The sequence below is a fragment of the Streptomyces sp. NPDC059668 genome (assembly GCF_042734135.1).
Taxonomy (GTDB): Bacteria; Actinomycetota; Actinomycetes; order Streptomycetales; family Streptomycetaceae; genus Streptomyces.
Genome location: NZ_JBHWEL010000066.1, coordinates 22,405 through 32,052 on the forward strand (window position 1 = coordinate 22,405; position 9,648 = coordinate 32,052).

The following is a 9,648-nucleotide window of genomic DNA, read 5'->3' on the forward strand; positions in this document are numbered from 1 at the left end:
CGTGTGCGCACCGGCGCCCTCAGCTCCAGCTGGTGCCGGTCAGACGCTCGAACGCCTCGATGTACTTGGCGCTGGTCGCCTCCACGACATGCGCCGGGAGCGCGGGCGGCGGCTGCTCGCTGCTGCGGTCCCAGCCCGACTCGGAGGACGTCAGCCAGTCCCGGACGAACTGCTTGTCGAAGGACGGCTGGGCGCGGCCCGGCTCCCACGCGTCGGCCGGCCAGAAACGGGACGAGTCCGGGGTCAGCACCTCGTCGGCCAGGACCAGGGTCCCGTCCGCGTAGCCGAACTCGAACTTGGTGTCGGCGAGGACGATCCCGCGTTCGCGCGCGATGTCGCGGGCGCGGCCGTAGACGGCGAGAGTCGTCTGACGCAGCTGGGCCGCGGTCTCGGCGCCGACCTGGCGGGCGACCTCCTCGTACGAGACGTTCTCGTCGTGCTCGCCGACCTCGGCCTTGGTGGCGGGGGTGAAGATCGGCGCGGGGAGTTCCGAGCCGTCGACGAGGCCTTCGGGGAGGGCGAGGCCGCAGACCGTGCGGGAGGCTTCGTACTCCGCGAGGCCGGAGCCGGTGAGGTAGCCGCGCGCGACGCACTCGACCGGGACCATCCGCAGCGACTTGCAGATCAGGGTGCGGCCGGCCCAGTCGGCGGGGGCACCGGGCGGGAGTTCGGTGCTGAGGACGTGGTGGGGGACCAGGTCGGCGAGCTTGTCGAACCACCACAGGGAGAGCTGGGTGAGGACCCGGCCCTTGTCGGGGATCTCGGTGGGCAGCACCCAGTCGTAGGCGGAAAGACGGTCACTGGCGATCATCACGAGGTCGCCCGCCTCGTTCCGGTACAGGTCGCGCACCTTGCCGGTGTGCAGGTGCACCAGACCCGGAACCTGGAGGGGCTCAGGCTTTTCGACGAATCCGGACACGGTTCCTCCCCGTATTTCTGTCCAAGTGGCTCGATTCTCCCGTATGCGGGGAGCGGCTCCGGCCACGGGGTGCCTGGACAGGGACGGGGAGGCACGGCACGGGGTGCGCGGCGGGTGCGCGCGGCGGCCCTTGTCCCGTCGCGGCTCCGTCGCGGCTCCGTCGCGGGTCAGGCGCGGGTCAGTCGCGTTTGCAGATGCGGTCGAGGAGGTTGGCCGTGGCCCGCTGGACGCGGGTGTCGACGTGGCCCGGCCGGTCCAGGGCCGGGGACCAGGCGAACGTCCCGGATGCGAAGACCAGCGCGCCGGAGGGCGCTCGGTAGAGGGAGGTCTCCTGGTGACGGACGGTGCCCTCGCTGTCCCGGTACGGGGAGTGGGCGAGGAGGATGCGGCCGTGGTGCTCCGGCAGCGGGGCGCGCGGGAAGTAGCGGTCGGCCTCGCCCGCGACCATGCCCTCCAGTTCGTCGCCCTCGCTCGCGCCAGTGGCGTCCCACAGCCAGTGGTCGGAGTTACGCACGACCAAAGGGTGGGGATCCGGGACCCTGCCCGCGTACTGGATGCCGATGAGCTGCTGCTCGGGCCGGTCGATCTCCCGCCACAGCGCGGGCTTTCCGGGCCCCCTGCGCTTGCGGCAGGTCAGCAGGCGGTCCGCGACCCCGGACGGGGAGGGACCCAACTCCACCTGCCAGTACATGGTGTTGGCGGAGAGGAAGACCAGTGAAGTGCCGTTTCCGCTGGCGACCTCCACGGTGCGGCGCATGGCCGGCGACCAGTACTCGTCGTGGCCCGGGAAGACCAGACCGCGGTAACGGGTGGGGTCGACGCGGCCGGCGTGCAGGTCGCGGGCGTCGGCGTAGGCGAGGTCGTAGCCGTAGCGCTCGGCCCAGCGGATGAAGTCGTAGGCGTGGCCGACGTGCAGGGGGAGACCCGCGCCGGCGTACGGGCGGTCGAAGGAGACCGTCGTCGCCGCGTCCGCCTCGCCGAGGAGCCGGCCGTCCTCGTCCCACGCGTGGTAGAGGCTGGCGCCCGTACGGCCGTCCTCCGGATAGAGGTTGTACGCCTGCCAGGTGATGTCCGGGAGCAGGAGCAGCAGATCGGCGGGGTGGTTGTCGCGCACCGTGAAGGGGACGTGGGAGCGGTAGCCGTCGGCGGTGGTGAGGACGGCCACGTACGCGCCGATGTTCCAGTAGCTCGGGATCTGCAGGCGCCAGGAGAGCCACCAGTGGTGGCAGGAGACGGTCCGGTCGGCGGTGAGCGGCGGGGGCTGGACGATCCCGGAGAGACGGGGACTGGTGGTGATCTTGCTGGCGCCGTCGCCGCCGTAGTGCCCGATGCGGTAGATGTCGACGCTGAATTCCTGGGGCGGGTCGACGGTGACGTGGAAGTCGATGGCCTCGCCCGGGGCGGCCGCGCCGTTGGAGGCGAAGCCCTTGATCTGGCGGTGCACGTCGTCCGCGGAGCGGGGGCCCCCGATCCTGGGCTGGGGGATGGCACCCCTCACCGGCTTCGTGGTGTCGCGCAGGAGGGTGGCGCCCGGGGCGTGGTCGATGTACCAGGGGACGACGTGCCCGGTGTCGTCGAAGTACTGCTCGTCGCCGCGGAGCCAGGGAACGGGTCCCTGGCCGAAGGGGTCCGTCACGGCGTGCGCGAGAGCTCCCGACTCCCAGCGGCGGATCTGCTCCGATCCCATGCCTGCTCCCCTCCCTCGGTGCCCCCGTCGGTTCTGTGCGCCTCTGCTCCGCGCCCGGGCCTCCGCCCTGCGCGCGATCGGTCCCAGCACATCACATTACGCACGCACTCCGTCACCGTTCGTCGCGAATTGACGTGAACGGAACGGGCGAATCCGGATCCGGGCGGAAGATCCGGACGGGGATGAGTGGGAAGGGTCCCACTCGCCGGGCGCCGAGCCCGGTACTCGGCTCGGCACCGGCGCGTCGCCGTCGTGATCGTCGCGGCCGTCGTGATCGTCCTGCGGTCCTGCGGTCCTGTTGTCGTGATCGTCCTGTTGTCGTGATCGTCCTGCGGTCCTGCCGCCGTGCCGTCCTGCTGCCGTGCCTGCCGTCGTGCCTGCCGTCGTGCTGTCCTGCCGTCGTGGTCAGACCAGCCGGACCGGTTTCTCCGGGCGGACGCCGAGTCGGCGGAGCCAGTCCCGGAGGGGGGCCGGGTCCCCGTCCTCGACCAGGGTCAGCACACGGGGGCCCAGATCGGCGGCGCGTTCGCCGCCGACCAGCAGGGACGGTCCGTCGAGCCAGTCGAGCCCCGGCGTCGCGCCCGCGGTGTCCATCGCGGCGCAGCAGACCATCGCGGTGACGTGGTCGGCCAGCAGCTCCCGTCCGGTGCGCGGCGGCTGGAGCGGGAAGAGCGGCAGCATCCCGTCCTCCCAGAACGCCAGGTCGGGCCCCGGCTGCTCGGCGCCGCCGCTCGGTACGGAGGCCGGCGTCGACGCCTCGTCCCGGGCCAGCTCCGCGCTGAGCCCGGCCGCGAGTGCCGCCGTCCGTTCGCTGCCGAGGCCGAGACCGTCGTCGTCCTCGTCCGCGCTCATCTGCTCGTACGCTCCGCGCCGGCGGCCGACGAAGGGGACCGGCTCCCCGTCCGGCTCCGGGGCCGTCCCGGAAGCGGCGGCACGTGGGCAGTCGGTGGCCGCGCCCGTGTCCGCGCCGGCTTCGGCTCCGGTCGGCGGCGCGGTCAGATGGTCCAGTACGCGTGCCAGTGTCGGGCCGCCCCGGTCGGGCACCGCCGGGTCCGGGGAGTGGCGGACGCCCAGCGTGTCCAGGACCCGGTGCAGCCGGGCCGCGTCGGCCCGCCAGGTCCGGTCGACGACCTCGTCCGGATACTCCTGCCAGTCCACCGGGGCCCAGTCGGGCCCGGTCTCCGCGGGTCCGCCATGGAAGAGGCGGGCGGCGAGCAGCGAGGCCGCCTCGTCCACCGTGCCGGGCTCTTCGAGCAGGTCGCAGGCGGGGCGCTCGCCGAGGCGCGAGGTGTAGCCCTCGGCCAGCCGGTCGCGGCGGGAGAGCTCGGTGAGGGCCGCGACGACGCCCGCGTCCAGCCGGGACGGCCAGCGGCCCATCCGCCAGGCGGGCAGCGCGACGCGGTTCAGCAGCCGGTCCCAGCCCGCGTAGGCCAGACCCACCTGCTCCTGGGCGACGATCCGCAGGCCGTAGTCCACGGCCTGTGCGCGCTCGGCCGCGGCGGCCGCCACGCCCCGCTCCATCTCGGCCGCGTGCCCCCGGCAGCTGCGCAGCAGCAGACGGGTCACCCAGCCGACACCGGCCAGCACCGTGCGGACCACCGGGCCGTGGGCGGGCGCCGAGGTCACGGCCACGGCCGCGTCCAGCCCCCGTACGAAACGGCGGGCCGCGGCTATGTCGGGATGGGCGGAGGGGCCCGTCCCGGCGACGACCGGGGCGAGGACCGCGCGCAGCTCACCGACGCGCATCCACCACAGGAAGGGCGAGCCGATGACCAGGACGGGAGCGGCGGGGGTGCGGCGGACGTGTGCCGAGGCCCCTCGCGCACCCGCTATCTCGTCCCTGGCCTCCTGCGGCGGCGGGCCGTGCGCCGGGTGGGTGCGGTCCTCCAGCCAGCTGTCGCAGTCCGGGGTGAGCGCTATCGCGGAGGGGGGCGGGACGTCGAGGCGGTCGGCCAGGTCCCGGACCATGCGGTACAGGTCGGGGGCGGACTCCTCCGCGATCGCGACCGTGGGGCTCACGGCGGGCCGGGCGCGGGCGACGACGAGCGCGATGCCCGCGGCCGCGAGGAGGACGAGGCCGGCGAGGACCGTCACGACCCAGCGCGTGACGGGCCAGGGTCCGCCGGTGAGGTGACCGGTCGTGCCGCCGACGAGCAGCACGACGGCGACAGCCGCGGGCAGCAGGGCTACGGCCAGCGCCCGGCTGCGGATCCGCAGCACGGCGAGAGCCCGGGAGCGCGCGGCCTGCGCGCCCACCTCCACACCCATACCGGTCACGACCGTAGATCACCCCCTACTGTCCGCTCGTACGGGGCTGTTCGACAGCCCGCGCCGGCGGATGCCCTGGCTTTGCTCACTCCCCCACTGTGGCACCCGCCACCGACATCGCAATGCCGGTGGGCCAAGTGCCGGAATGCTTTCGCCGCACAGTAGTTGGGGCCTCGGCCCCCGTCAGGCGGATGGGGCATCGCTCACTCGATGGAATGGCTTTGGGGAAAGGTGGATGACCGTGGGCAATGATCAGGCCCCGGATTCCGTACAGAATCCGGGGCCCGGGGGCAGTGCGGGGACGGGGTCCTACGCCGTCGCGGCGGCGCCCGCCGAGGATTCCGCCGCGGCCTTCGCGGCGATGTCCGTACGGTGCTGGGAACCGTCGAGGCCGATACGGGCGACCGCGGCATACGCGCGGGCGCGTGCCTCGGTGAGGTCGGTGCCGGTCGCCGTGACGGACAGCACGCGGCCCCCGGCGCTCACGACGGCGTCACCGTCGTGCTTCGTCCCGGCGTGCAGGACGTACGCGTGCGGGGCGTCCTGGGCCGCCACCTCGTCGAGCCCGGTGATGGGATCGCCGGTGCGCGGGGTGTCCGGATAGTTGTGCGAGGCCACGACCACGGTGACCGCCGCGTCGTCGCTCCAGCGCAGCGGCGGCAGGTCGATGAGCGTGCCCTCGGCGGCGGCGAGCAGGACGCCGGCCAGCGGGGTCTTCAGACGGGCGAGGACCACCTGTGTCTCGGGGTCGCCGAAGCGGGCGTTGAACTCGATCACCCGTACACCGCGGCCGGTGATCGCCAGGCCCGCGTAGAGCAGCCCGGAGAAGGGGGTGCCGCGGCGGCGCAGCTCGTCGACGGTCGGCTGGAGGACGGTCTCCATGACCTCCTCCACCAGCTTCGGGTCCGCCCACGGGAGGGGCGAGTACGCGCCCATGCCGCCGGTGTTCGGGCCCTGGTCGCCGTCGAGCGCGCGCTTGAAGTCCTGGGCGGGCTGCAGCGGGACGACCGTCACGCCGTCGGTGATCGCGAAGAGGGAGACCTCGGGGCCGTCGAGGAACTCCTCGATGACGACGCGTTCGCAGGCGTTGGCGTGCTCCCGGGCCTTCGCGAGGTCGTCGGTCACCACGACGCCCTTGCCGGCCGCGAGGCCGTCGTCCTTCACCACGTAGGGGGCGCCGAAGGCGTCGAGCGCCTCGTCGACCTCTTCGGGGGCCGTGCAGACGTAGGAGCGGGCGGTCGGAACGCCCGCCCTGGCCATCACGTCCTTGGCGAAGGCCTTGGAGCCCTCCAGCTGCGCGGCCTCCTCGGAGGGGCCGAAGCAGGGGATGCCCGCGGCGCGCACGGCGTCGGCGACCCCGGCGACGAGCGGTGCCTCCGGACCCACGACGACCAGCTCGGCACCGAGCTCGGTGGCCAGCGCGGCCACCGCGGTGCCGTCGAGGGCGTCGACCGCGCGCAGTTCGGCCACGTCCGCGATGCCTGCGTTCCCGGGGGCGCAGTGCAGGGCGGTGACGGCGGGATCGAGGGACAGGGAACGGCACAGGGCGTGTTCGCGGGCGCCGCCGCCGATGACAAGGACCTTCACGGGGTCAGCCTATCCGCCGGAGGTGAGTGCCTTTGTGGGGGCTTCCGAAGCGGGGGGCCCGCGGAGTTGGTGGGATCCTCCAGGTGGTGCGGGGCCTGGGGGTCTCACGGGCCCAGCTGCCTCAGCGGCTTGGGGGTCTCACGGGCCCGGCGCTGCCTCAGCGGCCAGGGGGTCTCACGGGCCCTGGGCCATCCCGGCTCCGGGGTATCCCGGGCCCCGGCGCCTCACCGGCCGCGCTCATGGCGCGGACATGAGCCGTGGCCGCGGCTCGCTCGGACGCTCGTGGGTCACCGGACCGTGGGCCGACCCGGGCCGCGGGCTACTCGTTCGAGAACTCCTCGACCACCGTCGCGCCCAGTTCGCGGACGATCAGGTCGTGGCCCGAGAGTGCGGACTCGTCGAGGTCGGGGTCGTCGTCCTCGGGGATGTCGTCCTCGGGGGCGACCGGGGGCGGCGGCTCGGGGGCGGGGGGCCCGCTGGGTCTCGACGCGGGCGCGGCCGGTGCCTGGCCCGCGGGCGGCCCCTGCGGCGCGGCGGGGCGCGAGGCCGGGGCCGGGGACTGCGGGGCCGCGGGGCGCGGTGCGGCGGGCGCCCCGCCGTATCCGGCACCGCCACCGCCGTACCCGCCACCGCCGCCGTACCCACCGCCCGCGCCACCGCCGCCGCCGAAGCCGGGGCCGGGTGCCGTCATCGGCGGGGCCGAGCCACCCGAGGCGTCGACGATCGCCTCGATCTTCCACTGGATGTTGAACTGCTCGGCCAGCGCCTGCTTGAGGACGTCCTCGCTGCCGCTGCTCGCGAAGTTGTCCCGCGCGCCCGCGTTGACGAAGCCGATCTGCAGCGTCGTGCCGTCGTATCCGGTCACCTGGGCGTTCTGGCTGAGCAGGATCCAGGTGAAGCGGCGGCGGTTCTTGACCGCCTCCAGGATGTTCGGCCACAGCGCGCGGGGGTCGGGGCCGCCGCCCGCGGGAGCCTGCATCGGGGCGGCGGCGGGCGCCGCCGGGGTGCCGGGTGCGGCCGGGGCCGAGGACGCCGGCGGTGCCGCGGGTGCGGCCGGGGCCTGCCCGCCGCCCGCGGCAGTCGTCGTCGGCCAGCCGCCGGGACGCCTGCCGCTGCCGGCGGCCGTCGCGGTCGGCCACGCACCGGGTGCGGGCCCCGCCGGGGGAGCCGCGGCGGCCGGAGTTCGCGCCGGCTCGCCCGTCTGGCCAGGGGCCGGGGACGCGGGGGCGACCGGAGCGGGGGCGACCGGCGTGGCGGCGGGGGGAGCCGGGGACGCGGCGGCGGGCGCGGCCGGGGCGGGAGCCCCCGCGCCCTGCGCCGGAGCGCCACTGCCCGCGCCGGCGGTGTCGACCCCTCCGTACCCCTCACCGGGACCCTGCGCCCGTACGGCGGCACGGGCCGCCGCGGGTCCGCCGCCGGGCGGGACCCCGGGGCCGGCGGGGGCCGGAGCCGCCGCGGCCATTCCATGTACTTCGGGACCGGGCACGTATCCCATGGCGGGGGCGCCGCCACCGCCGGAGAAGTTCACCCCGCGCTCGATACGGTCCAGCCGGGCCATGAGCGCCCGCTCGTCCCCGTACGCGGCGGGCAGGAGCACGCGCGCGCAGATGAGTTCGAGCTGGAGCCGCGGCGAGGTGGCGCCGCGCATCTCCGTCAGTCCTTCGTTGACGAGATCGGCGGCGCGGCTGAGCTCGGCGGCGCCGAAGACCCCGGCCTGGGCCTGCATGCGCTCCACCACGTCGGACGGGGCGTCGATGAGGCCCTTCTCGGCGGCGTCGGGCACGGCCGCCAGGATCACCAGGTCGCGCAGCCGCTCCAGCAGGTCGGCGACGAACCGCCGCGGGTCGTTGCCCCCCTCGATCACGCGGTCCACGACCTCGAAGGCCGCGGCTCCGTCCCCGGAGGCGAACGCCTCGACGACCGAGTCGAGCAGCGACCCGTCCGTGTAGCCCAGGAGCGAGGTGGCCATGGCGTACGTCACACCCGCGTCGGCCGCTCCCGCGAGGAGCTGGTCCATGACGGACATGGAGTCACGCACGGACCCCGCGCCGGACCGCACGACCAGCGGCAGCACCCCGTCCTCGACGGGAATGCCCTCGCGCCCGCAGACCTCGCCGAGGTACTCGCGCAGGGTCCCCGGGGGCACCAGCCGGAACGGGTAGTGGTGCGTACGGGAGCGGATCGTCCCGATGACCTTCTCGGGCTCGGTGGTGGCGAAGATGAACTTGAGGTGCTCCGGCGGCTCCTCGACGACCTTCAGCAGCGCGTTGAAACCCGCCGACGTGACCATGTGGGCCTCGTCGATGATGTAGATCTTGTACCGGCTGCTCGCGGGCCCGAAGAACGCCTTCTCCCGCAGGTCACGGGCGTCGTCGACACCACCGTGCGAAGCGGCGTCGATCTCGATGACGTCGATGGATCCCGGGCCGTTGCGTGCGAGGTCGCGGCAGGACTGGCACTCCCCGCAGGGCGTCGGTGTGGGCCCCTGCTCGCAGTTGAGGCACCTGGCCAGGATGCGCGCGCTGGTGGTCTTGCCGCACCCGCGCGGACCGCTGAACAGGTACGCGTGATTGACCCGGTTGTTCCGCAGCGCCTGCTGCAACGGGTCGGTGACATGTTCCTGCCCGATGACCTCGGCGAACGACTCCGGGCGATAGCGGCGGTACAGCGCGAGAGACGACACACGTACGAGGTTATAGGCGCCCACCGACAACAAGGACCGCCCGCGATGACAGTGCGATGACGGCGGACGGCAACGGGGACGGGACGGCTCGCCCTCACATCCCCGGCAGACGCAAGCGCCCCCCACGCACCCGCCAGAGCCGACCTACCCTTGCTGCCTTCCGGCCCTGGGGGAGTTCAGTCAGATAGCGCCACGTGAGGGGCTGCGCTCACAGTACCTGATCCGGGCGGGGGGAACGAGTTCGCGAGCACTCCTCAACGTCTTGTATTGTTTGCCGCGGAGGATTCGCCTAGAGGCCTAGGGCGCACGCTTGGAAAGCGTGTTGGGGGCAACCCCTCACGAGTTCGAATCTCGTATCCTCCGCCAGTGCCTCACCGGGCACGACTCGAAGGGGGGCCCCCGCCGGGGGGGGGGGGGGCCGCGAGGTTAGCGCTGTCGGCGCGCCCGCGGGCGGCGGCGCGGCCCGCGAGCGAGCGGGCGGCGAGCGCCGGCTGGCGCTCGCAC

Annotated in this window: 5 protein-coding genes, 1 tRNA gene and 1 other RNA gene; 1 reads left to right on the forward strand and 6 read right to left on the reverse strand. The window is 74.1% G+C overall.

Annotated features, from left to right (window positions below):
- Positions 1–19: 19 nt before the first annotated feature.
- From ACFV2J_RS33365 to ffs, 6 genes are all read right to left on the reverse strand, one after another.
- Positions 20–919 (reverse strand): phosphoribosylaminoimidazolesuccinocarboxamide synthase, encoded by a 900-nt coding sequence (locus ACFV2J_RS33365; RefSeq protein WP_385087613.1) that lies wholly within the window; start codon positions 917–919, stop codon positions 20–22.
- A 178-nt stretch (positions 920–1,097) separates the two neighbouring features.
- Complete coding sequence (locus tag ACFV2J_RS33370; RefSeq protein WP_385087611.1) at positions 1,098–2,606, reverse strand: N,N-dimethylformamidase beta subunit family domain-containing protein; 1,509 nt, start codon at positions 2,604–2,606, stop codon at positions 1,098–1,100.
- 405 nt (positions 2,607–3,011) lie between these two features.
- Positions 3,012–4,874 carry a hypothetical protein gene (locus ACFV2J_RS33375; protein ID WP_385087630.1) on the reverse strand — a complete coding sequence of 621 codons (1,863 nt, stop codon included), beginning with the start codon at positions 4,872–4,874 and terminating at the stop codon, positions 3,012–3,014.
- 309 nt (positions 4,875–5,183) lie between these two features.
- Positions 5,184–6,461, reverse strand: a complete 1,278-nt coding sequence (gene purD / locus ACFV2J_RS33380; RefSeq protein ID WP_385087609.1) for a phosphoribosylamine--glycine ligase — start codon at positions 6,459–6,461, stop codon at positions 5,184–5,186.
- Positions 6,462–6,780: 319 nt separating this feature from the next.
- A complete protein-coding gene (locus ACFV2J_RS33385; RefSeq protein ID WP_385442175.1) occupies positions 6,781–9,144 on the reverse strand; it encodes a DNA polymerase III subunit gamma and tau in 2,364 nt (787 codons plus the stop codon).
- 108 nt (positions 9,145–9,252) lie between these two features.
- Positions 9,253–9,351, reverse strand: an RNA gene (gene ffs / locus ACFV2J_RS33390) — signal recognition particle sRNA small type.
- Positions 9,352–9,422: 71 nt separating this feature from the next.
- Between ffs and ACFV2J_RS33395 the strand changes: the two genes are divergently transcribed.
- Positions 9,423–9,510: transfer RNA gene (locus ACFV2J_RS33395), tRNA-Ser, on the forward strand.
- Positions 9,511–9,648 lie beyond the last annotated feature (138 nt).

What these genes read in the sequence shown, in the direction of transcription:
- ACFV2J_RS33370 (WP_385087611.1), bottom strand. Translation starts at nt 2,606, where the DNA reads ATGGGATCGGAGCAGATCCGCCGCTGGGAGTCGGGAGCTCTCGCGCAC.
- ACFV2J_RS33375 (WP_385087630.1), bottom strand. Translation starts at nt 4,874, where the DNA reads ATGGGTGTGGAGGTGGGCGCGCAGGCCGCGCGCTCCCGGGCTCTCGCC.